General features: G+C 43.3%; 17 protein-coding genes and 1 tRNA gene. 9 read left to right on the top strand and 9 right to left on the bottom strand.

The window, feature by feature from the left end; all coding sequences use genetic code 11:
- Window positions 1-265: 265 nt before the first annotated feature.
- From V7K97_RS00715 to V7K97_RS00695, 5 genes are all read right to left on the bottom strand, one after another.
- Complete coding sequence (locus V7K97_RS00715) at window positions 266-2,455, bottom strand: xanthine dehydrogenase family protein molybdopterin-binding subunit (RefSeq protein ID WP_334798790.1); 2,190 nt, start codon at window positions 2,453-2,455, stop codon at window positions 266-268.
- On the bottom strand, window positions 2,452-3,429 hold the full coding sequence (locus tag V7K97_RS00710; RefSeq protein WP_334798789.1) for an FAD binding domain-containing protein: 978 nt from the start codon (window positions 3,427-3,429) through the stop codon (window positions 2,452-2,454). The genes V7K97_RS00715 and V7K97_RS00710 overlap by 4 nt, the downstream gene beginning before the upstream one ends.
- Window positions 3,416-3,964 (bottom strand): (2Fe-2S)-binding protein, encoded by a 549-nt coding sequence (locus V7K97_RS00705; RefSeq protein WP_334798788.1) that lies wholly within the window; start codon window positions 3,962-3,964, stop codon window positions 3,416-3,418. Before V7K97_RS00705 ends, V7K97_RS00710 begins: the two co-directional genes overlap by 14 nt.
- A gap of 231 nt (window positions 3,965-4,195) precedes the next feature.
- Entirely contained in the window at window positions 4,196-4,480 is a 285-nt protein-coding gene (locus V7K97_RS00700) for a hypothetical protein (RefSeq protein WP_334798787.1), read from the bottom strand.
- A 5-nt stretch (window positions 4,481-4,485) separates the two neighbouring features.
- On the bottom strand, window positions 4,486-4,986 hold the full coding sequence (locus V7K97_RS00695) for a hypothetical protein (protein ID WP_334798786.1): 501 nt from the start codon (window positions 4,984-4,986) through the stop codon (window positions 4,486-4,488).
- 374 nt (window positions 4,987-5,360) lie between these two features.
- On the opposite strand from V7K97_RS00695, the gene V7K97_RS00690 reads away from it, so the two are divergent.
- Window positions 5,361-6,554, top strand: a complete 1,194-nt coding sequence (locus V7K97_RS00690; protein ID WP_334798785.1) for an FAD-dependent monooxygenase — start codon at window positions 5,361-5,363, stop codon at window positions 6,552-6,554.
- Window positions 6,555-6,942: 388 nt separating this feature from the next.
- Here the strand turns inward: V7K97_RS00690 and leuD are convergent, their stop codons facing one another.
- Window positions 6,943-7,551, bottom strand: coding sequence for a 3-isopropylmalate dehydratase small subunit (leuD, locus tag V7K97_RS00685; RefSeq protein ID WP_334798784.1), 609 nt, complete (start codon window positions 7,549-7,551; stop codon window positions 6,943-6,945).
- 140 nt (window positions 7,552-7,691) lie between these two features.
- Window positions 7,692-9,095 (bottom strand): 3-isopropylmalate dehydratase large subunit, encoded by a 1,404-nt coding sequence (gene leuC, locus V7K97_RS00680; RefSeq protein WP_334798783.1) that lies wholly within the window; start codon window positions 9,093-9,095, stop codon window positions 7,692-7,694.
- Window positions 9,096-9,498: 403 nt separating this feature from the next.
- Here leuC and V7K97_RS00675 point away from each other — a divergent pair, with 403 nt between their 5' ends.
- The 5 genes from V7K97_RS00675 (at window position 9,499) to V7K97_RS00655 (ending at window position 18,141) form a co-directional block, all read left to right on the top strand.
- Window positions 9,499-10,854 (top strand): ATP-binding protein, encoded by a 1,356-nt coding sequence (locus V7K97_RS00675; RefSeq protein ID WP_334798782.1) that lies wholly within the window; start codon window positions 9,499-9,501, stop codon window positions 10,852-10,854.
- Between the two features lie 189 nt (window positions 10,855-11,043).
- Window positions 11,044-16,476, top strand: coding sequence for a WD40 repeat domain-containing protein (locus V7K97_RS00670; RefSeq protein WP_334798781.1), 5,433 nt, complete (start codon window positions 11,044-11,046; stop codon window positions 16,474-16,476).
- Window positions 16,477-16,574: 98 nt separating this feature from the next.
- Complete coding sequence (locus V7K97_RS00665) at window positions 16,575-17,177, top strand: hypothetical protein (RefSeq protein ID WP_334798780.1); 603 nt, start codon at window positions 16,575-16,577, stop codon at window positions 17,175-17,177.
- Window positions 17,178-17,416: 239 nt separating this feature from the next.
- Window positions 17,417-17,644: a hypothetical protein gene (locus tag V7K97_RS00660; protein ID WP_334798779.1), complete on the top strand. Its 228-nt coding sequence runs from the start codon at window positions 17,417-17,419 to the stop codon at window positions 17,642-17,644.
- Window positions 17,645-17,757: 113 nt separating this feature from the next.
- On the top strand, window positions 17,758-18,141 hold the full coding sequence (locus V7K97_RS00655) for a hypothetical protein (protein WP_334798778.1): 384 nt from the start codon (window positions 17,758-17,760) through the stop codon (window positions 18,139-18,141).
- A 262-nt stretch (window positions 18,142-18,403) separates the two neighbouring features.
- Here the strand turns inward: V7K97_RS00655 and V7K97_RS00650 are convergent.
- Window positions 18,404-18,476 (bottom strand) — tRNA-Val (locus tag V7K97_RS00650).
- Between the two features lie 135 nt (window positions 18,477-18,611).
- Between V7K97_RS00650 and V7K97_RS00645 the strand changes: the two genes are divergently transcribed.
- From V7K97_RS00645 to V7K97_RS00635, 3 genes are all read left to right on the top strand, one after another.
- A complete protein-coding gene (locus tag V7K97_RS00645; protein WP_334798777.1) occupies window positions 18,612-19,199 on the top strand; it encodes a metal-binding protein in 588 nt (195 codons plus the stop codon).
- 28 nt (window positions 19,200-19,227) lie between these two features.
- Window positions 19,228-20,049: a nucleoside triphosphate pyrophosphohydrolase gene (gene mazG, locus V7K97_RS00640; RefSeq protein ID WP_334798776.1), complete on the top strand. Its 822-nt coding sequence runs from the start codon at window positions 19,228-19,230 to the stop codon at window positions 20,047-20,049.
- A 947-nt stretch (window positions 20,050-20,996) separates the two neighbouring features.
- Entirely contained in the window at window positions 20,997-22,400 is a 1,404-nt protein-coding gene (locus V7K97_RS00635; RefSeq protein ID WP_334798775.1) for a hypothetical protein, read from the top strand.
- Between the two features lie 328 nt (window positions 22,401-22,728).
- Here the strand turns inward: V7K97_RS00635 and V7K97_RS00630 are convergent, their stop codons facing one another.
- Complete coding sequence (locus V7K97_RS00630) at window positions 22,729-23,877, bottom strand: alanine--glyoxylate aminotransferase family protein (RefSeq protein ID WP_334798774.1); 1,149 nt, start codon at window positions 23,875-23,877, stop codon at window positions 22,729-22,731.
- Between the last annotated feature and the right edge of the window lie 134 nt (window positions 23,878-24,011).

Below are 24,011 nucleotides of genomic sequence, written 5' to 3'. Positions count from 1 at the left end.
CGCATCATTGCTGATTTTTTTCTTCCTCCTCTACTGCATAACTCCTTACTTCTGTCAAATTTTCTGTTAAGAAAGATGTTTATAATGGATAGCTTCTTAAGGGAGGTTGGGGGGATCAAAAGTCTGTGACGCAACTTTAGAAGACTTGTGTGTACACCGTAGCCCCGCTTGCAGGGAGGGGTTGGGGGTGGGGTGTTAGGGGACTTTTGCAAGATGTCTAATCTCAGTCTTGACCGAATATGGGACTTCCAACAAACCGATTCACTCACAACAACTTATCTGGTGTAATTGGCAGATCGCGAATCCGTTTACCTGTAGCATGATAAACTGAATTAGATATGGCAGCTGCTACCCCAACAATCGGAAGTTCCCCCAGGCTTTTAGTTCCGAGTGCATTCACATAAGGGTCGTGTTCCTCAACAAATTGCACTTCCATATTTGGGATATCTGCATGAACAGGAATCAGGTAATCTGAAAGGTTAGCACCAACTATTCTGCCCTGATTAGCATCTATTACAGTTTTCTCCATCAGCGCCATACCGATTCCCCATGTAATCCCGCCCAAAACCTGACTCCGTGCTGTCTTGAAGTTGAGAATTCGCCCTGCATCATAAACGCCTACGCAACGTCTAACTTTAATTTCTCCCAACAACTCATCAACTGCAACTTCCACAAAGATTGCACCAAATGAGTGTTTGGCGTATTGTTTGCTTTCTGGGTTGAGTGAGGATTCCTCTGTAACTTCTAAACTTTCTAATCCATGACGATGTAGAATATCGGTGTAGCTGTCTCGCTTCGATGGGTCTTGTTTTAAAAATATTTCTCCTGACTCGACGGTAATATCTGCTGCTTGAGATTCGTAAAGCAGAGAATTTGGATCTGCCATCGCCATTTTAATTATTTTATCCCGTGCCGCGATCGCTGCTTTATGCACCGCCGGGGAAACACTAGCAACTGTCATTGAGTTCCCGGTGATGGGGGCTTTAGGAAGATTACTATCACCTAATTCAAACTGCACTGGTAAGCCTAGTACTTCAGCAGCTACCTGCGTCATCACTGTATAAGTGCCAGTACCTATATCTTGAGTTCCACTTTGTACCTTCACCTCTCCAGTGGCAAAAATTTCTACCTTGACTGATGCAGTTGCAATGTTGGTGGGAAATGTCGCACTTGCCATTCCCCAACCAATGAGGAAATAACCATCTCGCATGGAACGGGGAACTGGATTGCGTTGTAACCAACCAAAAATTTCTGCTCCTTTTTGGTAACATTCTTTCAGGGATTTAGTTGACCAAGGTAATCCTGTATGCGGATCGACATCTGCATGATTTTTTAATCTTAGTTCAATTGGGTCAATATTTAAGGTGTATGCCAGTTCATCCATTGCTGACTCTAAGGCAAACATTCCCGTCGCTTCTCCTGGCCCCCGCATAAAGGTTGGTGTGCCAGTATTGATACGTGCCAAACGGTATTTAATTTCTAAATTGGCACAGTTGTACATCATTTTTGTTGCTGCACCTACAGGTTCTACAAAGTCATCAAAGAAGGAAGTTAAGGATGTACCAATGTGATTGATGAGAGTTAGTTTGCCTTCTTTGGTTGCACCTAGTGTTAGCTGCTGCTGAGTTGGGGATCTATGTCCGCAACCAGTGTACATTTGCGATCGCGTTAGTACAACTTTCACAGGGCGCTTTACTTGACGAGCTGCGATGGCAGCTAAAATTGTATGCGATCGCAGCAACGCTTTACAACCAAATCCTCCGCCTAAATATTTGGAGATGACGCGGACATTTTCTTGAGGAATATTTAGAACAGATGCCATCGCTTTTTGGGTTGCAGAAATGCCTTGAGTGGTTTCATACAATGTCAAATTATCCCCTTCCCACATGGCGATGGTTGCAGAAGGTTCTAGGGGATTATGATGTTCCATTGGCGTGGTATAAATTTGCTCCACCAGCACATCTGCCTGGGCTTTTCCTGATTCAACATTGCCTCTGGTGATTTTAGCCGGCATCATGCCAAAAAATATTGATTCGGGTTCAAATATCTCTGCGCGTGCCATTGTGACTGTCCCAGTGGCTTCTTCGTAGATAATTTTCACCTTTGAGGCGGCGGATTCAGCTTGTTCTAAAGTTTGGGCAATTACAATCCCCAGATGTTGACCATTGTAGTAGATGTTATGGTCTTTTTCGGTTGACTGAGGTTTTTGAGGGGCAAAGAAGGGTATTTTTACCAGAGATGGGGTTTGCTCATAAGTAATGATATCTAGCACACCAGGGGCGATGGCGGCTGCGGATGTGTCTATTTGGATAATTTTACCGCAAGCGATCGCGCTTTGAAAAATCACTCCATAAGTTAAATTCTCTATTGGCACATCGGCTGTGTAAGGTGCTTCTCCCGTTACTTTCAGCTTACCATCAACGCGATCGAGTGGTTTACCGATAATTTTATTCATAATCTTTCTACCACAACTGAAAGCGCCCGTACCAAAGCGCGTTTGACTAACTCAATTTTGAATTCATTGTCTGTTTGCGGTTTTGCTTCTTTGACGGCTGCTTCTGCTGCGGCTGTAAAGATACCTTCGTTAGTTGCTTTCCCTTTTAAAAATTCCTCAGCATCTCTTGCACGCCAAGGTTTGGGTGCTACCCCTCCAAAAGCGATTCTTGCTGATTTAATCATGTCTTGTTCTACATCTAAGGCAACGGCTACGGAAACGAGAGCAAATTCGTAGGAAGCACGATCTCTGACTTTTAAATAATAAGACTTATGTGCAAAATCTAAAACTTCAATGGCAACAATTAATTCTCCAGGCTGTAATAGAGTTTCTTTTGCTGGTGTCTCACCTGGTAAGAGATAAAAATCATGAATGGAAATTCGACGTATTTTTTCTGCCCCTTGGATGCAAATTACTGCATCTAATGCCGCTAGTGCCACAGCTAAATCTGAGGGATGAACGGCAATACAATGTTCGCTAGCTCCGAAAATAGCGTGAGTTCGATTGTAGCCTATAATTGCCGAACAACCTATACCTGGGGTGCGTTTGTTGCAGGGAAAAACCGGATCGCGAAAGTAACCACAGCGAACTCGTTGCAGTAAATTACCGCCCACTGTTGCCATGTTTCGTAGTTGTGGTGAAGCGCTTTGTAACAATGCTTGGCTAATTACTGGATAACATTTCTGAATTTGGGGATGAGAAGCCACATCACTCATGCGAGAGATAGCACCAATGCGGATGCTATTACCTTCAAATTCAATATCTGCTAAGGGCAAACTATTAATATCAATTAATATATTCGCTGTTTGAACTCCATCCTTCATCAATCCCAGTAAATCTGTGCCACCAGCAATAAATGCAGCAGTTTTGTCTTGTTCAACTGTTGCGATCGCAGTCTCTTTTGAAGTAACTTTAGCATAACTAAATGGCTGCATCTGACATTTCCTCTAGCACATCCTGAATCGCGGCAATAATATTCGGGTATGCTCCACAACGGCAAAGGTTTCCACTCATCCTTTCTCGAATTTCTGCCTCTGATTTTGGCAGTTCTTCCAATATCATCCCTAGGGCTGAGACAATTTGACCCGATGTGCAGTACCCACATTGAAAAGCATCATGGGTAATAAAGGCTGTTTGCATGGGGTGGAGTTGGCTATCTTGTGCTAATCCCTCAATTGTGGTAATTTCAGTATCGATGTGCATTACTGCTAAAGTCATACAAGAGTTAATTCGCCGACCATTAACTAGAATAGTACATGCACCACATTCACCGCGATCGCAAGCTTTTTTAGTGCCCATTAGACCCAGCTTTTCCCGAAGTGCATCCAGTAAAGTAACACGAGGTTCTAGCTTCACTGAGTAGGAAACATTATTGACATTCAAAGATAATTCTACTTCCTCTAAACCTAATATTTTCAATTCCTGGGTAAGTGAGTCGGAAGTGATTGGAGCTAAGGAATTTTCTTTCATGTTTCATGCAGATAATAATTACATGATTACTTTCAGCAAAACACTGCTGAGTTCAAAATGAGAATTATTACTCAGCACTGCTTTGGTGACGATGGTGTTCAAGTAAATAGACTAGTACGACACGGCGTAAATAAAGCAACCATTTTAAATAGCCAGAAAGCCTACAGAATAAGCATTCTTTCTTTTTACTTTTGCCTTTTTACTTTTGCCTTCTTGTACTAGATAGGCTATTTAGAGGTTTTTTTGGTAATATTCCTCTATTGCACCTACAGCTTTTAATAATGGCGAATCTAATGGTTCAATCCAATCTGCAACTTCATGAGCTAGACCAAGGGTTGAGATTCCTCCTGATGGTTCAAGTTTACCATTCAGTGTGTTGCTTTTAATAGATTGTAGGGTGGCGATCGCGTTGTTTAAATGCACTGAAAACTCAGGTTTTTTGTCTTTAAGCATCTGTTCGGCAATTTCAGACGCTTGATCGATTAGCTTGATAAATTCTTCTGTCTTGGTTTCCATGAATTTTACGGACAACTAAACTTTTTTACAATGAGATTTTGTCCCTCAGACCACTTGATATTTGGATCTTGTGAGTCTTTAATAAATGTCTGTTGGGCACCACCTGGATAACATTTCACAGGTGCTTGGGCACCAACAATGCCTTGATAAGTTATCGTTCCTGCTGGCAAAGTTATTGTTTCTATCATAGTGGCTTCATTGCCCCATGCTTGATTGAGAGCTAGATTCTTGATTACTGCTACATTTGTTTTATATTTATTAGTTGTTAAATACCTGCCGTATTTATTTCCACTATTACTATAATAGCGATAAAATGTCTGCGGCTGTTCTATTTTGACTTCCTGACATTTAGAATGCAAGAAGGTAACGGCAATATCAGATGGCAGAGGGCATAAAGAGCTAACTTCTTGGGCAAAGACTTGTGGTGAATTTACAAGACGCGGTAATGAACTGACTGAAAAACTTAGAAGGCTCAAACCAATAACCGAAGCTGACTTAAATTTCATCGAAACTCCTTTGCAGAATCTTTTTTGAATATAAAAATGATACAGCAAGCTTAGTGAACTTACAGGAAGTTTAAGAAATTTAAAAGTCAAAATTAGGGAATTTATCAGCCAAATCGACGTAAAGGCATTTATTCGTGTTTATCCGATTGGCGAAAAATACTGAAGTCTTGCAGTTGTGCTTACCACCAGTAACCGCAAAGCTGATGACAACCCATTAGAAGACCAATTAAGAGTTGATTCTTAAGAAAGATTGACTAACAAAGCACTCAGGAGTCAAAATAACGACTGTGGATCTAGCTCTAAATATGAGGCTGCCTTTAGACATGGAGGAAGCGGATGTATTCGTGAGGAAATTCTGAATTTTGACTTTTAATATGAACACAAATTTAACTCAGAAATTATCCAAACCCATAGTAGAGAAAGTTGCTGTTGTTGGTGCTGGTCCAGGCGGTTTAGCTGCTGCTATAGCACTCAGAAGCCAAGGTATTGACGTTCAAGTATACGAAAAAGCCCAAGAATTTCGTCCGGCGGGAACTGGATTAGGGCTGGCTCCCAATGGCTTGAATTCTTTGGATGCGATCGCACCGGGAATTGTCGAAGCGCTCAAAAGTTCAGGATGCGAGGTTCACCACACGGTTTTAAAGAATATTCAGGGAGAAACAATTCGGACTAACCAAAGCAAATACTTGGAGCAATACGGACAACCGTTGTTGACTATTTGGTGGTATCGTCTACAGCAAGTCTTAGCATCCAGATTGCCCTCTGACATTATTCACCTCAATCATCGCTGTATCGGCTTTGAGCAAGATGAAAACGGTGTCCAAATTCATTTTGATGGCGAAAAATCGGTAGATGCAGATTTGCTGATTGGGGCTGATGGCGTGAACTCTGTCATCAGAGAAACTTTATTTGGCGAGGGTAAGCCTAATTATATCGGTAGTATGTGTTGGCGTGCCGTCATCAAATATCACCATGAGCTATTTAATGACTATGAACTAGTTTTTGTCAAAGGCAATCAACAGTTTATGTACGTTCTGAATGTGGGCGGCGGCTATACTAGTTGGATTAGTCGCAAGTTCTCGCCTGAGTACTCACTTTCTGACAGCGCCCATCAGGTGAAGTCTCGCATTCTCCATGAATTAGCCGACTGGGATGAATCCTTTCGGGCGATGGTGGAAGCGACACCAGCCGAGCAAATTTGGGAAGGGCCAATTTGCGATCGCCCACCGTTAAATGAATGGAGTCAAGGCAGAGTTACTCTCTTAGGCGATGCTGCCCATCCAATGGCACCTGCTATGGCACAGGGAGCCAATACCACTTTTGAAGATGCATACCAACTGCGAGAGTGTTTTTCTGATTCAGCTAATCTCCAAGAAGCTTTAACTAACTACCAACAGCGTCGCACTGAGCGCACAAAAATCATCCAAGCTCGTAGTGCCTTGGGTGAGATGCGATACTACGAGGCTAACATCGTGGCATCTACCGGACAGAAACAAGAGCGCCAAATGAGTCTTAATGATGATTTTCAGAAATGGCTGTACAATTTCAAGCCGTCTGTAACAAGTTAAAATAATTCGTAATTAAATTTTAGGGTGCTATGAGAAAAGCTGCTTTTATCAAAAAGTGGCGTAAAAGCTTACAGCAGGTGCTAATCTTATCGAGTGATTTGAGCATATCAGAAGTGACCGTTTTTAGTCAAGCTCTAAAACCCAACAAATTCGTCGAATAATTGAGAATTATTCGCGTAAAATCAACATAACTTAATCAAATTGTTAATTTTTGTACAGTTTCAGGGTAGAGTAAAATATTAAATCTCCTTTTGGAGTTTCTATACCTCTATATATCTACTATGCCAAATCTGAAATAGATTGAGCTATTGTTAGCCCTAACTGAAATAATGCAAAAAAGCTATAAATTAACATTCCCCGGCAGAGCCAGGGAACGAGAGAGAGAATATTAACTCGCAGCTAAATTGCCCCAACCGACGTAGGGTAATTTTGCAGCCGTTGCCCGAACTTGGTCAGCGTTAGCCACCAATTGCCCGCAAGCGTCCCAAGTCCCAGAAATAAATGTGCTTCTAGTACCTTCTTCGATCGCAACTGGGGCGGTGTAATCATCAATTTGCACTTGCAATGTTTCCAAATTTACTGTGACGGTGGCTTGGGGATTGGCAGCCACTAACTCTTGCAGTTGTTTAACAGTAACAGCATCGGCTGTCAGACAAGGTATGCCCATTGCCACACAATTACCGAAAAAGATTTCCGCGAAGCTTTCACCGATTAAAGCTTGGATTCCCCATTTTGCGATCGCTTGGGGTGCATGTTCTCTTGATGAACCACAGCCAAAGTTACGGTTAACTATTAAAATCTTCGCACCTTGGTATTGAGTTTGGTCAAAGGGATGTTCACCTTTAAGTGCTGTTCGGTCATCGATAAACGCGCCTTCGCCTAACCCGTCAAAGGTAATGGCTTTTAAATATCGCGCGGGAATAATGCGATCGGTATCTATATCATTGCCCACTAAGGGTATACCGCGCCCTGAAACTGTTTTAACTTCACTCACCATAGATTTTATCTATTATTTCAATGACAGCCTGTTGAAAAAGGGACTGGGGACTAGGGAAGATGAGGATATGAGGAATAGTAATAGGTAAACTTTTAATTACCAGTCCCCAGTCCCTAGTCCCTAGTCCCCATTCCCCAACGTTACAGCAACTCACGCACATCAGAAACTTCGCCTTTAATCGCAGCTATGGCGACCATCGCCGGACTCATTAACAATGTCCGACCGGAGGATGAACCCTGTCTTCCTTTAAAGTTGCGGTTGGAGGAGGAGGCGCTGATTTGTCTTCCTTGGAGTTTATCGGGGTTCATGGCCAAGCACATGGAACATCCCGGTTCACGCCACTCAAATCCGGCTTCCTGAAAGATTTTATCCAGTCCTTCAGCTTCCGCCTCTTCCTTCACCCTTTCAGAACCGGGGACAACAAAAGCTTTGATTCCCTCTGCAACATGGCGACCTTTGGCGATTTTCGCCGCTTCTCGCAAATCAGTAATCCTGCCGTTGGTGCAACTACCAATAAAGCAGACATCTATTTTGGTACCCTTGATGGGTTGACCAGGATATAAATCCATGTAGCGGTAAGCTTCTTCGGCAATAAATCGGTCTTCTTCCAGCAGTTCTTCGGGTTGAGGTATTGATTGGTTGACACCGATACCTTGACCGGGAGTAATCCCCCAGGTAACGGTAGGGGAAATTTCGGCAGCGTCAAATACGACTACATCATCATACTGGGCATCAGCATCGCTCTTGATGGATTCCCACCAAGCCACTGCTTTGTCCCAATCTGCATCAATAGGTGCAAAATCTCTACCTTTAAGGTAATCGTAGGTGACTTGATCGGGATTGACGTAGCCGCATCTAGCACCGCCTTCGATCGCCATATTGCAGACTGTCATCCTCTCTTCCATGTTCATTTGCTCAAATGTCGTACCTGCAAATTCGTATCCATAGCCCACACCACCTTTAACGCCAAGGGTGCGGATGATATGCAAAATAACATCTTTGGCGTAAACACCGGGGTTGAGAGTGCCGTTAACTTCAATTTTGCGGACTTTCAGTTTGGAAAGGGCGAGAGTTTGGGAAGCGAGAACATCCCGAACTTGGCTAGTACCAATACCAAATGCGATCGCACCAAATGCCCCATGACTGGATGTATGACTATCTCCACAGGCGATCGTCATTCCTGGTTGGGTCAGCCCCAGTTCTGGAGCGATTACATGAACTATACCCTGACTACCAGAACCAATATTGTAAAAAGTTATGTTATTTTCTTGACAATTTTGTTCAAGCGCTTGAATCATTTCCTCTGCCAAGTTATCGGCAAAAGGACGCGCCTGGTTTTCTGTGGGTACAATATGATCGACCGTGGCCACAGTCCGCTCTGGAAACAGTACTTTTAGACCCCTCTCACGTAACATAGCAAAAGCCTGGGGACTGGTGACTTCATGAATTAGGTGAAGCCCGATAAATAGTTGCGTCAGCCCTGAGGGAAGTGTACCAACGGTGTGTAAGTCCCAAACTTTGTCAAACAGGGTACCTTTGCTCATACGTCAATCAGTATTTAAAGAGTCCGGCCTTAAATAGTATCAAAAAAGAGTCTCGGTTTTTGCAGATAACTTAATATTCTCTGACTGTCTAATTAGTAGATTTGCGCTTATCTCTTAACGATCATAGTGGGGTTCAAGCTTTCAAATTCGTTACTATATACCAATAAGACAGCCAGGGCTTAATATTACTTACATCATAGTCCCCTCACGAAGAGCGGGGAGGGGGTTGGGGGTGGGGTTCTTGTACCTCGCTCAAGGGAGAACAGTCCTAAAACCATTCGCTCACCTTTGAGGTAGCAAAAGCAAAAATTCTCCGAAATATTGAGATGCAATGATGTAAGTAACTTTATCCTTTTCCACAAGGATATGTTAAGACAATACCAGATTATTGCACTACCAGGTTATGTCCATAGATTTACGGGAATTTTATCAGGCTAGCGATCCCAGCAGAACCCTGTTTGTTAACAATAGCTCTGATAGCAAGTATTACATAGATTTTTCCTCAGTCCGAGGTGGTGATATTCTTGGCAAGCTGAAGCAGAAAATTACTTTTTTTAAGCCCAATGAACCCACTTGCACTTTATTTACTGGGCATATTGGTTGTGGAAAATCGACAGAACTATTACGGTTACAGGCAGAACTCGAAAAGTTAGGCTTCCACGTAGTCTATTTTGAGTCCAGTGATGACTTGGAAATGACCGATGTCGATATTGCTGATGTGCTGCTAGCGATCGCTCGTCGGGTGAGTCAAAGTCTGGATAAAATTACATTGGAGACACCCAACAAATTTAATGAGTTGCTCCAAGGTGCTTGGAAGGTCTTAAACTCCGAGGTGACGGGGGTAAAAGTTAAGGTTCCAAATATCGGTGATTTTGGTGTCACCTCTGAAAAAGATAAGCTTTCTCTGTCTGTGGGCATTGGTGAAATCACCGCGAAGATGAAAAATGACCCAAACTTGCGAGAAAAACTCAATCAGTATTTAGCGCCGCAAAAAACTAAACTGCTAGAAGCGATTAATCAAGAATTATTGGAACCTGCGATCGCTAAACTCAAACAGCAGGGTAAAAAAGGTCTAGTGGTAATTGTCGATAATCTTGACCGCATCGATAATCGTGCCAAACCTTGGGGTCGTCCGCAACAGGAATATTTATTTGTCGATCAGGGTGAGTTTTTAACAAGGCTTAATTGTCATCTACTCTACACTATGCCCTTGGCTTTGAAGTTTTCCAATGATTACGGAATGCTAACCCAGCGTTTTCCAGAAGATCCTAAGGTGTTACCAATGGTACCTGTACAAAAGACTGATGGCAGTGTTCATATACAGGGAATGGCACTCATGCAGCAGATGGTACTAGCAAGAGCTTTTCCTGACTTGACACCAGAGGAGCGTTTAAATAAAATTACGGAGATTTTTGATAGTGCTGCTAGCCTAGAGCGGTTATGTAAAATGAGCGGTGGTCATGTGCGGGATGTACTGAGGCTGCTGAATACCTGGATTATGGAAGAAATGAGTCTTCCCCTAACCCGTGAAACCTTAGAGCAAGTTATTCGTTCTCGGCGGAATGAAATAATGTTACCGATTTCTGATGATGAGTGGCAATTGTTACGTCATGTCAAGGAAAGGAAAAAGGTGAGTGATGACCACGGATATCAAAAACTGATTCGCAGTCGATTTGTATTTGAATATCGGGATGGTGGCGAGTCTTGGTTTGATGTTAATCCCATTTTGGCAGAGGCGAGTGAGTTGAACGTTCCTTAACGGTAGGGTGTGTTACGGCTTCGGTAACGCACCATCTCCGGTTTCCGGTGCGTTATGCGCGGTACACACCCGACATCTTCCGTAACGCACTATCTCTGGTTTTCGGTGCGTTACGCTTCGCGGTAACACACCCTATATCTGCTATTTGCCCTGGCTCTTTTAATCCAAAATCCAAAATTCCAAATTGGTATGACAGATTCACAGCAACCTGAAAATGAAAAGGGACTGCAACAATTAGCTTGGGCGATCGAGTCCTCTGTGGGACAGTTTAAGCTGATTTTGGCACGGTGTAATTATGTTAGCTTGCGCGATCGCTTAATCTCTAGACTGCGGGAAATTTGTCAAGTAGAAATTCGTGTCTTGGCGGTGCAGCAATCGAACAGAACTCTTTATACTGCGATTCAGGAAGAATTCGGCGAAGAAATACCAGCCTGTGTAATGGTTGTGGGTTTGGAATCAGTGCAGAATTTGTCTGTGATGTTAACTTCTGCTAATCAGGTGCGGGAAGAGTTTCGCAAGAATTTTGCTTTTCCCTTAGTGTTGTGGATTGATGATGAAATCTACAAGCAACTAATACAGTTTGCACCAGATTTGGAAAGTTGGGCAACTACGAGAAACTTTGCCATATCAACACAGGAATTAGTAGATTTTGTCATCGAAACTGCTAATCAATGGTTTAGTAATAACTTAAAATTTAGCGTCGATGTATATATCAAACTGGAAAATGAGTTAGAAACAGCACAAAAAGATTTAATCAAGAAGCCAGATGTTTATAATTTAGAAATTCAAGCTAATTTAGAATCCTTATTAGGTTTTATCAAGCAGATAAATAATCAAAAAGATTCCGCGCTACAGCATTATCACAAAGCCTTAGAACTTTGGCAACAAAGTCATCATTTAGAACAACAGGCAAAAATCCTTAGTGAAATTGGTTTTTGCTATTATCTCAAAGCTTTTAAACATCAAGATATTAATCATCCAGATTGGCATAAAACTTGGCATTCTGTTCAAGAGTATATTAATTTTATTAACCAGTTTCAAAGTCCAGATTTAGTTGCTAATGCAGTAGTTAAATTCGGTGATATATTACGAGACTTGCAAGAGTGGAAAACTTTACATAGTCTTTCTAAACAGGCTTTATTAATCCATGAAACTAATAACCAGCCAAGAGAATTAGCCAAGGATTACGGTTTTTTAGCTGAGGTGGCTTTGGCTCAAAAAAACTGGGTGAAAGCAAATCAGTTAGTTCAGCAAGCCTTGAAAACTTTTGCCGCGATTCCTAATGTGGAATCAGCGAATATGTCAGGGGTTTTATCTGCTGACTTTTCACAGGATCTGAAAAACCTCTCTCCAAACCTCTCTCCTGCAAGGAGAGAGGTTTTGAATTCTCCCCCTTCCCTTGTAGGGAAGGGGGCTGGGGGGTTAGGTTTCGTGGATGAGGTGAAAAGTCAGGTTTTATCTGATATTCCCGAAAGCGTTTTAAAATCAAAAGATTTGAGCTTATATCAGTTTATTCTAGGTCGTTCTCAATACCATTTAGGTCAAATTAAAGAGGCAACTCTCAGCTTAGAAACTGCTAGGGATGTGGGTAATCCCCTAGAAGATGTCAGGCTTTACTTGGATATTCTCAGGTTTTTGCAGCAGCTTTACTTTGAGCAGAAAGAATATCTCCAAGCATATAAAATCAAACAGCAACGGCGTTCCATTGAACAGCAATTTGGCTTGCGGGCTTTTATTGGTGCGGGTAGGTTAGAAGCTACAAAACAGGCATTTGTAGAGACATTGCGCTCTAACTCTCCCCAAGGAAACATTGCCCCAGAAATTGCTGCATCTGGTCGCCTATTGGATATAGAACGTTTAATTGAACGCATGGGTCGCCCTGATTATAAGTTGATAGTAATTCATGGGCAATCGGGTGTAGGCAAAAGTTCTCTGGTAAATGCGGGACTGGTGCCAGCTTTAATGAATAAAGCCATCGGTATTCAAGATTATTTGCCGGTGGTAATGCGCGTTTACACCAACTGGGTGGAAGAGTTGGGGAAGCTTTTGGGAGGGTGTGAGGAGTGGCGAGTTTGTAGAGACGCGATTCATCGCGTCTCTCCTGAGTGGCGAGAGTCAGAACCTCAACCTTCGACCTCAGAACTCGGAGGTTCGACCTTTGATATTCAAAATACCCACTCCTTACTTCTCTCGTCTTCTTCACGCCCTAGTGCAGACGCGATGAATCGCGTCTCTACAAAGTTCCTAATTACTCAACTACGCGAAAACGAACAGCGTAACCTGCGAACGGTGCTAATTTTCGATCAATTTGAGGAATTTTTCTTTGTTTACACCGAACCGGCACAAAGGAAGCAATTCTTTGAGTTTCTGGGAGAGTGTCTGAATATTCTATCGGTAAAAGTTATCTTATCGCTGCGGATAGATTACATCCATTACTTGCTGGAGTGCAATGATTTGCCCAGTCTTAAGATTATTGGTAATGACATTCTCAGTAATAATGTGCTTTACAAGTTGGGGAACTTCTCACCTGTTGATGCGAAGTCAATTATTCAGCGTTTAACTGCAAATACTAGTTTTCACTTAGAACCTGCTTTAGTTGAACAACTCGTGCAAGATTTAGCCGGAGAATTGGGTGAAGTTCGTCCCATTGAGTTGCAGGTTGTGGGCGCGCAACTGCAAAGGGAGAATATTACAACTCTGGCAGAATATCGGCAACGTGGCACTAAAGATGAATTGGTTAAGCGTTATTTGGATGAAGTTGTTAATGATTGTGGTGAAGAAAATCAGCAAGCAGCAAATATATTACTGTATTTGCTGACGGATGACAAAGGAACTCGCCCTCTGAAGACTCGCACTGAGTTGGAACGAGATTTGCAGGAGTATTTATCAGTTAGTGGTTTTTATCTCTCGGATATCTCCCCAACCTCCCTAAAAAAGGGGGGGTATATTCTCTTCACTTCTTTTTTAAGGAGGTCAACCCAGGCGGGGGGATCAGAAACTAGGGGGGATAAAGCTTTTGACATCAGCGAATTAGATGTAATTTTAGATATTTTGGTCAAATCCGGCTTAGTGGTTTTGCTACCAGAAAACCCGGCTGATCGTTATCAACTGGTACATGACTACATCGCCGCCTTTATCCACGAGCAACAACAACCGAAGTTAAAGCACGTGATGGCGGAACTGGAAAAGGAACGAGAACAAAGAAAACTGAGTGACGCGAAACTCAATCTTTTTCTCCAACGCGCCCTTTTGGTTGCCGTCGCCGCCGTATTATTATTAGCTGGGTTGGCAGGGTTATTATTCCGATCGAGACAAGAGGCGGTAACGGAAAGAACACAAGCTGAAATTAATGAAATTAACGCCCTGAATAATTCTTCAGAAGCGTTTCTTGTCTCTGAACAACATCCAGATGCTTTAATAACAGCATTAAAGGCTAGTGAAAAACTCAAACACGCACCTTGGGAAAAAGAAAGAAGCGATACCCAAATGCAAACTGTCTTAACTTTACAGCAAGCGGTTTACTTAAAGCCAAAGGAGCCAAAAGAAAATCGTGCGATCGAGGTGAATACCTTAGAAGGTCATAGCGATATGGTCAGAAGGGTCGCCTACAGCCCCAATGGACAACAGTTAGCTTCCGCTAGTTCTGACAACACCATCAAAATCTGGGATGTCAGTAGTGGTAAACTCCTCAAATCCCTCTCTGGTCATAGCAGTCCGGTCAATCTCGTCGCCTATAGCCCCAATGGACGACAGTTAGCTTCCGCTAGTTCTGACAAGACGATCAAAATCTGGGATGTCAGCAGTGGTCAACTCCTCAAAACTCTGACTGGTCATAGCGATACGGTCAATAGCGTCGCCTACAGCCCCAATGGACAACAGCTAGCTTCCGCTAGTTATGACAAGACGATCAAAATTTGGGATGTCAGCAGTGGTAAACTCCTCAAATCTCTGACTGGTCACAGCAGTGAGGTCAATAGCGTCGCCTACAGCCCCAATGGACAACAGTTAGCTTCTGCGAGTGCTGACAAGACGATCAAAATCTGGGATGTCAGCAGTGGTCAACTCCTCAAAACCCTGACTGGTCATAGCAGTTGGGTCAATAGCGTCGCCTACAGCCCCAATGGACAACAGTTAGCTTCTGCTAGTTCTGACGAGACGATCAAAATCTGGGATGTCAGTAGTGGTAAACTCCTCAAAACCCTGACTGGTCATAGTAATGTGGTCAATAGCGTCGCCTACAGCCCCAATGGACAACAGTTAGCTTCTGCTAGTTTTGACAGGACGATCAAAATCTGGGATGTCAGCAGTGGTAAACTCCTCAAATCCCTGACTGGTCATAGCAATGTGGTCAATAGCGTCACCTACAGCCCCAATGGACAACAGTTAGCTTCCGCTAGTGGTGACAAGACGATCAAAATCTGGGATGTCAGCAGTGGTAAACTCCTCAAAACCCTGACTGGTCATAGCAGTGGGGTCAATAGCGTCGCCTACAGCCCCAATGGACAACAGTTAGCTTCTGCTAGTGATGACAAGACGATCAAAATCTGGGATGTCAGCAGTGGTAAACTCCTCAAAACCCTTACTGGTCATAGCAGTGGAGTGAGTAGCATCGCCTTCAGCCTCAATGGACAACAGTTAGCTTCTGCTAGTTGGGACAAGACGATCAAAATCTGGGATGTCAGCAGTGGTAAACTCCTCAAAACCCTTACTGGTCATAGTGATTCGGTCTATAGCGTCGCCTACAGTCCCAATGGACAACAGTTAGCTTCTGCTAGTGCTGACAAGACAATCAAAATCTGGGATGTCAGCAGTGGTAAACTCCTCAAATCCCTGACTGGTCATAGCAATTGGGTCAGTAGCGTCGCCTACAGTTCTAATGGACAACAGTTAGCTTCCGCTAGTTATGACAAGACGATCAAAATTTGGGATGTCAGCAGTGATCAACTCCTCAAAACCCTGACTGGTCATAGCAATGAGGTCATTAGCGTCGCCTATAGCCCCAATGGACAACAGTTAGCTTCCGCTAGTTATGACAAGACAATCAAAATCTGGGATGTCAGTAGTGGTCAACTCCTCAAAACCCTGACTGGTCATAGCGATTGGGTCAAGAGCGTCACCTACAGCCCTAATGGGCAACAGTTAGCTTCCGCTAGTTCTGACAACACCATCAAAATCTGGGATGTCAGCAGTGGTCAACTCCTCAAAACCCTGACTGGTCATAGCAGTGAGGTCTTTAGCGTCGCCTACAGCCCCAATGGACAACAGTTAGCTTCTGCTAGTTCTGACAAGACAATAATTTTGTGGGATTTGAATTTCGATAATTTATTACACAGTGGTTGCAACTTGCTGAATGATTACCTCATTTCCCATCCAGAAGTGTTAGAAGAGTTGCAATCATGCCAAACTCCATCCCGTAAGGCGCAAGGGGCGACAGTGTTAGTCATCCAAGGTGAGAAGTTAGCGCGAAATGATGATATGAATGGCGCTGTTGAAAAGTTCCGCCAAGCGCAGCAGTGGAATAATAAATTAAAGTTTGATTCCCAGGCGAGAGCGAAAGAGTTGGCGAATCAAGTCAAGGCAGACCTAAACCCCAGCCCCTTCCCTGCGAGGGAAGGGGAGTAATAAGGTGAGTAAGATTCAAAGCCTCTCTCCTCTTAGGACAGAGGTCAAAGGTGTTGCATCCAAACAAGAACTGCTATAAATAATCACAAGGTAAAAGCATGGCATACAGCGATTTTAGTCTCGCTCAGGTGAAAAAGAGTTTTGACTTAAGACTCGATGAAACTCATAATTTATTTGCTGATACAAAATCTGTGACACCATCAGAAACCCTCAGAACGATTTTAATAGATTACATTCCTTTAGCAACTGCAATTTCAACCGAAAAAGCGAGGTCAGAGTTTTTAATTGCACCAATCCTCGCAGAAGTCAGACGATTATTAAATAATCAAATCTCGCTGTTTTCTGGAAATGAATTTAATGTGGATGCGACTCAAGGCTTGCAAGGTTTTTGCGATTACATCATCAGCAATTCTCAGGAGCAATTATTTCTTTCTGCTCCGGTAATGTTTATTTTTGAGGCGAAAAAAGAAGATATTATCGGCGGTCTTGGTCAATGTGTCGCGGCAATGATTGCGGCGCAGTTGTTCAATCAAAATCAAGGCAATGAAGTTGCGCGGATTTATGGCTCGGTTACGAGTGGAACTAACTGGAAGTTTTTATTTTTAGAAGAAACGACTGTTTATATAGATTCGACTGAGTACTATATTAAAGAAGTTGATAAGATTTTGGGTATTTTATTGCAACCTTTTGGGACTGTTTGAATATATATAGCAATCCGAATTGAAGCGTGAGAAAATACGTAGACAAAAAGTACGTATCTATAAGCATTTAAGCGATTTTCTTGATCACGAATGATTTAGGATTGCTATAGTAGGTGATAATCTTTTCCCCAAGGGGACTATCTGACTGGTTGGCGCAGCCCGCACTTCGGCAAGCTCAGTGACCACCGTAGGCATCGCTCATAATGGATGAAGCCCCATAAATAGAAGAGAGGTTAAAGATGCTAAATGCGGTTGAGTTTCAAGCAAAGATTCAAAATGGTTTAATTCACATTCCCGATGAGTACAAACAAGAACTCGGTGAAGGGGATGATATTGAAGTAATCGTTTTGGTGAAGAAAAAATCATCTCCCAAAAGAGACATAATTGATGAATTAACAGAGAATCCTGTTCAAGTGGATGGTGTACTCAGCCGTGAGGAAATTTATAACCCAATACGCTTGGGTTAAGGCTAAAACTCTTTGTCAAAGTAAATTTTTTTAACGAACCGCCAAGAACGCCAAGGACGCAGAGAGAACAAAGAAATGCTTAACTGAACTGTATTGATTTATAACCGATAATTATGAGTCTTAGTGCATCTTTTATTGATACCAATGTTTGGCTATATCGTTTATTTGACGATAATAAGATGGAGGTTGGAGAAAGAACAATAAAACGTGAGATTGCTATTGCAATTACACAGACTGAAGGAGACATCATTAGTACGCAGGTTGTGAATGAGGTTTCTGCAAATTTGCTCAAGAAAGCAGCCTTTAACGAAGAGCAAATCAAAACTGTGATTCAGTCGCTTTATCATCGCTGCACTGTGGTAGAGTTCAATCGGGAGCATCCAAATGAGAGCTTAAATCTTTTCCCTCACCCCCAGCCCCTCTCCCAAAGATGGGAGAGGGGAGACATAATTCTAGTTCCCCGAATCCCAAAGATGGGAGAAGGGGTTAGGGGATGAGGGCTATCAAAGTTTTTGCACATTTGGGATGCTCCCGTTCAATCTGACTATTTTTGAATCTGCATCAGATATCCGCAGTCGATATAATTTTTCTTTTTGGGATAGTCTAATTATTTCTTGTGCCCTATCTGCAAGAACAAGTATTCTCTATTCTGAAGATATGCAAGATGGGTTAGTAGTAGCTGATCAATTAAAAATTGTGAATCCATTTAAAAAAGGCTAGAAACCGCATCTAAGCTGTCTCTAGCCTTAATTTAATTAATGGGCAGTACCAGACTCGAACTGATGACGTCCTGCTTGTAAGGCAGGCGCTCTACCAACTGAGCTAACCGCCCAATCCTTAACTAATATAGCAAAACATTTCCCATTGCGCTAGTGGTTTTAAGAAAATCTTTTTTTCTCTTATACTGACTCAGTATTGAGTTATTCAGCACTGGCTCAACGCCCCCCTATCGCTAACAGGATTTAGGATGCCCTCTGGTCGGACGCACGATCGCATTACTATGTATGCTCTGCCGTTGGTGGCGGGCGTTACTTTGTGGCAAACTCGCAGTAGCAATGCGACTTTGTTGGTTGCAGGCGGGTTTCTCTTTGGTGGGCTGATGTTTGGCCCTGATTTGGATATCTACTCTGTGCAATTTCAACGCTGGGGTTTCTTGCGCTGGATTTGGCTACCTTATCAAAAAAGTCTCCGTCATCGTTCTTTTTTATCCCACGGGCCAATTATTGGCACGATTTTGCGGATACTTTATCTGGGGTGTTTGCTGGCTATTTTGGCAATTTTCGTGTTAGCGATCGCCCAAAGGTTGTGGAATCTGAGTTTTACTTGGCAGGATTTGGGGGGAAGTGTGGGGCGATCGCTCCTGCAATACCATACTGAATATATCGCTTTGTTTTTGGGTTTAGAATTCGGTGCAATGAGTCATTCTCTCAGCGATTGGGGCGGTTCGGCATATAAGCGTTTTAAAAAGCAGGGGGTTCGGGGGTTGCTTCCTAGTGGCAAAATGAAGAAGCGGAAAGTTACAAGTCGTGGTAATCGTTCTCGGCCAAAGAAATAATTTTTTAAACGCAAAGGTACGCAGAGGTATGGAAAATAACAATGAGACTTTGGTGGCTTTGCAGGAATTGATTGAGGTGGTGGGGAAGTTGCGATCGCCTGATGGTGGTTGTCCTTGGGATTTGGCTCAAACTGCCGAAACGCTCACGCCTTATGTGATTGAGGAAGCTTATGAGGTGGTGGATGCCATTAAGAGTGGGGATAAAGGGGCGATCGCGGAAGAGTTAGGCGATTTATTATTACAAGTGGTACTCCAAGCCCAAATCGCTAGCGAGTCTGGGCAATTTTCCCTCAAAGAAATAACTCAGGGGATTTCCCAAAAGTTGATTCGCCGTCATCCCCATGTCTTTGGTGATGTGTCTGTGGCAAGTGTGGATGAGGTGCGGCAAAATTGGGAACAAATCAAAGCTGCGGAAAAAGGCGAAGTTCTAGAGGTGCAAAAATTTAGTGCGAAACTCGCTCGTTATGGGCGCACACTTCCCCCAATGACGGGGGCAATGAAGATTTCTCAAAAAGCTGCGGCGATTGGGTTTGAATGGGAAAATATTCAGGGCGTTTGGGATAAGTTTCATGAGGAGTTGGGGGAGTTTCAACAAGCTTTAGCTGAGGAAACACCCGCACGACAAGAAGCAGAATTAGGTGATTTACTGTTTGCGGTGATTCAGCTCGCCCGTTGGCATAATCTTGACCCTAGTGCTGCTTTGCAAGGCACAAATCAACGCTTTGTCCAGCGTTTAGAAAAAATGGAGGCAGTTGTTGACCGTCCCCTTTCTGATTACAGTTTGGATGAGTTAGAAAAATTGTGGCAACAAGCAAAAGCTCAACTTGCTCAAGAAGAGAGTGGGGAATAGGGCATGGGGGAATGGCACGCTTGTAAAGCCCAAAGACTTATTTAGCCTCGTTCCCAGCCTCCAGTCCGTTATACCAATCGTTGCCGGCACTATCTTCAAACTAGTAGTCTGTCAAGCTAGTTTTGAGAGGTTCGTAGTTGCGCTTTAGCGCTAAAGCGCAACTACGAACTAAATTAATACCCCTCAATTTAAACTTGACGGACTACTAGCCAATACTCCAGTCACGACCATTGCCTAAACTTTGCATAATGATGCCTGTATAGCGGTATTCTGGCTCATTTGAGTTGCCTCTGATATCATGTCCGAATAATTAGTTATGATTCCCACAGTCATTGCACCCCACCCCTTAATCCCCTCCCCGCAAGCGGGGAGGGGAGACAAAGCATAGCTTTGGCGGGGTGGGGTTCTTAGAGTTTAATAAGTAAAGTAATCAAGCGGACATGATATGACACAGCTGTAATTCCACCGTAGCCTAGTTCCAATGCTTCGGTTGCTGCCCATTGCCAAGTTATGCAACTTATTTTTACACGGCTCCTAATGACGTTTTCAAAATTTGCCTTTAATTCTGGATGACCAAGCCCCTTCGGGGCGGGAACAGGGAAGAGGGAACTCTTAACAGTGCAAGAATTAGCCCCGTTCGCGCAGCGTCTTTGCCAGGAGAAGATTTAGGGTACAGAGCAACTAAATTTATTTATGAAAGAAATAAAAACATTTTTTAAGGGGACGCGTAGCGCAAGAAAAAATACGTCCTTGTACAAATCCCCTAATTTTAATTATGGGGATTTCCCTGTTCCCTGTTGCCCGTTCCCTGTTCCCTTTTAAAGCTAGTTAGAAACCAATCTTTATCCAATGGGCTGGTTTTTCGTATGTATCCAATAAAACTGCTTTCCAGAAACTTTTAAGAGTTTTTATCGGTCTGCTTCTCCAACTTCTGCAAAAATCAGCCAATGTCATCTTCTGCTCAAGGTATTCCCGGATTACCCGATTTGACGCATCCGATTGAGCTTGTCCAATTTGGAACCCAGACACTCAAAGCTTCACTATTATTAGTATTTTTGATCGTAGCTTTAGGAGTTGCGATCGCTCTGATCAGTTTTTCTCTCCGTCGCAGCCAGCCGGAACAACTGATATTCATTGGCGAATGGGCTGTTGGTTATTCCCAACTGTTGCGGGGATTACAGCATTTAACTCTAGTATTAGTTCTGTTAGTACCGGGATTTTTTCTCTGTTCAACTTTAAGTAATCGCTACCACTACTGGGAACAAGCAAAGGTGGCTCAAGTGGCTGAAAGTGTCGCAGGTGAGAAGCTCGAACAATTTGCGCCGCAAGTGCGCTACTCTATTCAAGAGCCATACTCTTATAACACCCAAGTCGGTGGCAAGATTGTCAAGGTAAATGAGACACGAGAAATCAACCGCTTCTTAACGCTGGGTGGTTCGCAAATTCAAGTTAAGCTTGATCAAAGTGTAGATGTTCCAGGGCGTAGTTCAATTTATCAGGCAAATTACACTGCTGATTATAAAGTAGTTAACCAACTCAAAGATATTAATAATTTTTTCTTTGAAGCACCGCCACCTAACGGCTACACACTGCTTGCTAGCTATAAAGTTGAGCGTGACGGTACTAGGTTACAACAAACTAATCCGGGAGACTATGGCTTTCCCTTTAGGCTGCAACCAGGGGAAGAAACCACCTTTCGAGTCACCTATCAGGCTCAAGGAGGTCCTCGCTGGGTTTATAGCGCCGCCGGACAGTTGCTTTCTAATTTTCGCCTCACAGCAATTGCTAACTTTGCGCCGGCTGATTTTGCTAGTGGTGTTGTACCGAATGAGATTAAAGTTAACGGACGCAGTACTCAATTTACTTGGAAATTTGACGATAATGTTTCTGTCAAAAATCCATTTGGAGTCTTTACCAACACCGAACCGATTCGTCACACAGGGGTAATTCCACGTCTTTTATTGCTAGCACCAGCAATATTTTTGTGGTGGATATTGTTATTATATTTTTCACTGCCAATGAGTTTCAAAAATGTTGCGATCGCTGGTAGTATTTTCTTTGCTTGTCTATTGACTTTGACCTATCTAGCTCGCGTCATCAATGCTGAGTTGGCTTGGACTTTAATTTCCATCATTTTACTAATTTTAACATGGGGATTGGGAGCTAGTCGTAGTGCTTCCCTAGCTGCGATCGTCGCCACTATTGCTGGAGCAGTGCTACCTATTTTTGGATTATTAGTACCGTTGAGCGGCCTCACCCTTAGTTTAGCCGGTTTTCTTTCAGCGGTTTGGCTAGCAGTTCGTCACTGGTATGGCTGGTACAGTTTGCATCCAGAAGACCAAAGATTATAGAGCTGTAGTTTTGATTGTGTCTATTCTAATACTCTTGCCTCTGCTACTTGTCGGTTTTTTCTCCCAGTGAAGCGAGTGAGGAATACTAGACATCTCCGAAAAAGATTTAGATACCACAAATTTGCACCCAGACCTAACCCCCCTTCCCCCCTTCCCTACGAGGGAAGGGGGGTTTTAAAGCCTCGCGACCTTTCGGGGAGAGGTTTGGAGAGGGGTCTTTTTTCTTTTCTGGAGATGTCTACTCAACAAATATATTATCCCGACGTTTTTCACAAAATGCGAACGAAGGTGCGTTTAACTGGTGTTAACGCACCAAATTAGATCAAAACTATTGAGGCAAAACTTGTCGCAGTGCTGCTAAAAGTTCGTCAACACTTTCCTTACGACTATTAAAGCCCATCAATCCCACGCGCCAGACAAGACCCGCTAGTTCGCCAAGACCACCGCCAATTTCAATATTATGTTCATTGAGTAACTGCCGGGCGATCGCTTTACCATCTACCCCTGCTGGAATGCAGACAGTAGTGAGCGTTGGTAGTCGATACTCTTGCTCAACGTGCATACTCAGTCCTAAGTTCTCTAACCCTTCCCAAAGATATTCTACGTTCTTTTGATGCCTCTGCCAGGAATTTGCTAATCCCTCTTCTGCAAGCAAACGTAGTGCTTCCCGCAATGCATAATATAAATTAATGGGTGCTGTATGGTGATAGGTGCGTTCAGCGCCCCAATACTTGCCCAACAACAACATATCTAAATACCAGTTTGCAACCTTTGTTTGGCGCTGTTGCAATTTTTCAACTGCACGCGCACTCATGGTAAAAGGCGAAGCACCAGGCGGGCAACCCAATCCTTTTTGGCTACAACTATAGGCCAGGTCAACTCCCCAAGCATCCAAAAACAAGGGGACACCACCTAAACTTGTCACCGTATCCACTAGTAACAAAGTGCCAAATTCACCACACAAATCAGCGACTCCTTCCAATGGTTGACGGGCACCAGTAGAGGTTTCGGCATGAACTAGAGCTAAAATAGCTGGGCGATGAGTTTTTAAGGCAGTTTGGATTTCATCTAGGTTAAAGACTTGTCCCCAAGGTTTGGTAAAATTTCGCACATCAGCGCCATATCGTCCAGCCATATCCACGAGGCGATTACCGAAGTAACCAGCTACACCAATTAAAACCACATCACCAGGTTCTACAGCATTGGCGATAGTTGCTTCCATTGCGGCTGTTCCCGTTCCACTGACTGCAATGGTGAGTTGGTTTTCTGTTTGCCAGACGTAGCGTAACAACGACTGAATTTCATCCATCAGTGCAAGAAAAGCTGGGTCAAGATGGCCAACGGGTGAGGTATTCATCGCCTGAAGAACTGTGGGATGGGCATTGGATGGGCCAGGCCCTAACAGCAGACGGGATGGGATTTCTAGCGGTGTGAGTTGCAAGCGCCCAGAGTCGTTGATTGAAATTGTTTGCGTCATAAATCTGTCTTCGCCTAGACGATACTTACAGGATCATATAGGACTCGTACTTGATTTTTGAAAAAACTCAGTACAACAAAAAGAACCTTTTTCCGTGTATTCCCATTAATTAAAGCCGTATATTTACCGATAAA

It is taken from the genome of Nostoc sp., assembly GCF_036917815.1.
Taxonomy (GTDB): Bacteria; Cyanobacteriota; Cyanobacteriia; order Cyanobacteriales; family Nostocaceae; genus Nostoc.
This window is presented reverse-complemented; position numbering and strand designations above follow the sequence as displayed.

What these genes read in the sequence shown, in the direction of transcription:
- V7K97_RS00715 (WP_334798790.1), bottom strand. Translation starts at nt 2,455, where the DNA reads ATGAATAAAATTATCGGTAAACCACTCGATCGCGTTGATGGTAAGCTG.
- V7K97_RS00710 (WP_334798789.1), bottom strand. Translation starts at nt 3,429, where the DNA reads ATGCAGCCATTTAGTTATGCTAAAGTTACTTCAAAAGAGACTGCGATC.
- V7K97_RS00705 (WP_334798788.1), bottom strand. Translation starts at nt 3,964, where the DNA reads ATGAAAGAAAATTCCTTAGCTCCAATCACTTCCGACTCACTTACCCAG.
- V7K97_RS00700 (WP_334798787.1), bottom strand. Translation starts at nt 4,480, where the DNA reads ATGGAAACCAAGACAGAAGAATTTATCAAGCTAATCGATCAAGCGTCT.
- V7K97_RS00695 (WP_334798786.1), bottom strand. Translation starts at nt 4,986, where the DNA reads ATGAAATTTAAGTCAGCTTCGGTTATTGGTTTGAGCCTTCTAAGTTTT.
- V7K97_RS00690 (WP_334798785.1), top strand. Translation starts at nt 5,361, where the DNA reads ATGAACACAAATTTAACTCAGAAATTATCCAAACCCATAGTAGAGAAA.
- leuD (WP_334798784.1), bottom strand. Translation starts at nt 7,551, where the DNA reads ATGGTGAGTGAAGTTAAAACAGTTTCAGGGCGCGGTATACCCTTAGTG.
- leuC (WP_334798783.1), bottom strand. Translation starts at nt 9,095, where the DNA reads ATGAGCAAAGGTACCCTGTTTGACAAAGTTTGGGACTTACACACCGTT.
- V7K97_RS00675 (WP_334798782.1), top strand. Translation starts at nt 9,499, where the DNA reads ATGTCCATAGATTTACGGGAATTTTATCAGGCTAGCGATCCCAGCAGA.
- V7K97_RS00670 (WP_334798781.1), top strand. Translation starts at nt 11,044, where the DNA reads ATGACAGATTCACAGCAACCTGAAAATGAAAAGGGACTGCAACAATTA.
- V7K97_RS00665 (WP_334798780.1), top strand. Translation starts at nt 16,575, where the DNA reads ATGGCATACAGCGATTTTAGTCTCGCTCAGGTGAAAAAGAGTTTTGAC.
- V7K97_RS00660 (WP_334798779.1), top strand. Translation starts at nt 17,417, where the DNA reads ATGCTAAATGCGGTTGAGTTTCAAGCAAAGATTCAAAATGGTTTAATT.
- V7K97_RS00655 (WP_334798778.1), top strand. Translation starts at nt 17,758, where the DNA reads ATGAGTCTTAGTGCATCTTTTATTGATACCAATGTTTGGCTATATCGT.
- V7K97_RS00645 (WP_334798777.1), top strand. Translation starts at nt 18,612, where the DNA reads ATGCCCTCTGGTCGGACGCACGATCGCATTACTATGTATGCTCTGCCG.
- mazG (WP_334798776.1), top strand. Translation starts at nt 19,228, where the DNA reads ATGGAAAATAACAATGAGACTTTGGTGGCTTTGCAGGAATTGATTGAG.
- V7K97_RS00635 (WP_334798775.1), top strand. Translation starts at nt 20,997, where the DNA reads ATGTCATCTTCTGCTCAAGGTATTCCCGGATTACCCGATTTGACGCAT.
- V7K97_RS00630 (WP_334798774.1), bottom strand. Translation starts at nt 23,877, where the DNA reads ATGACGCAAACAATTTCAATCAACGACTCTGGGCGCTTGCAACTCACA.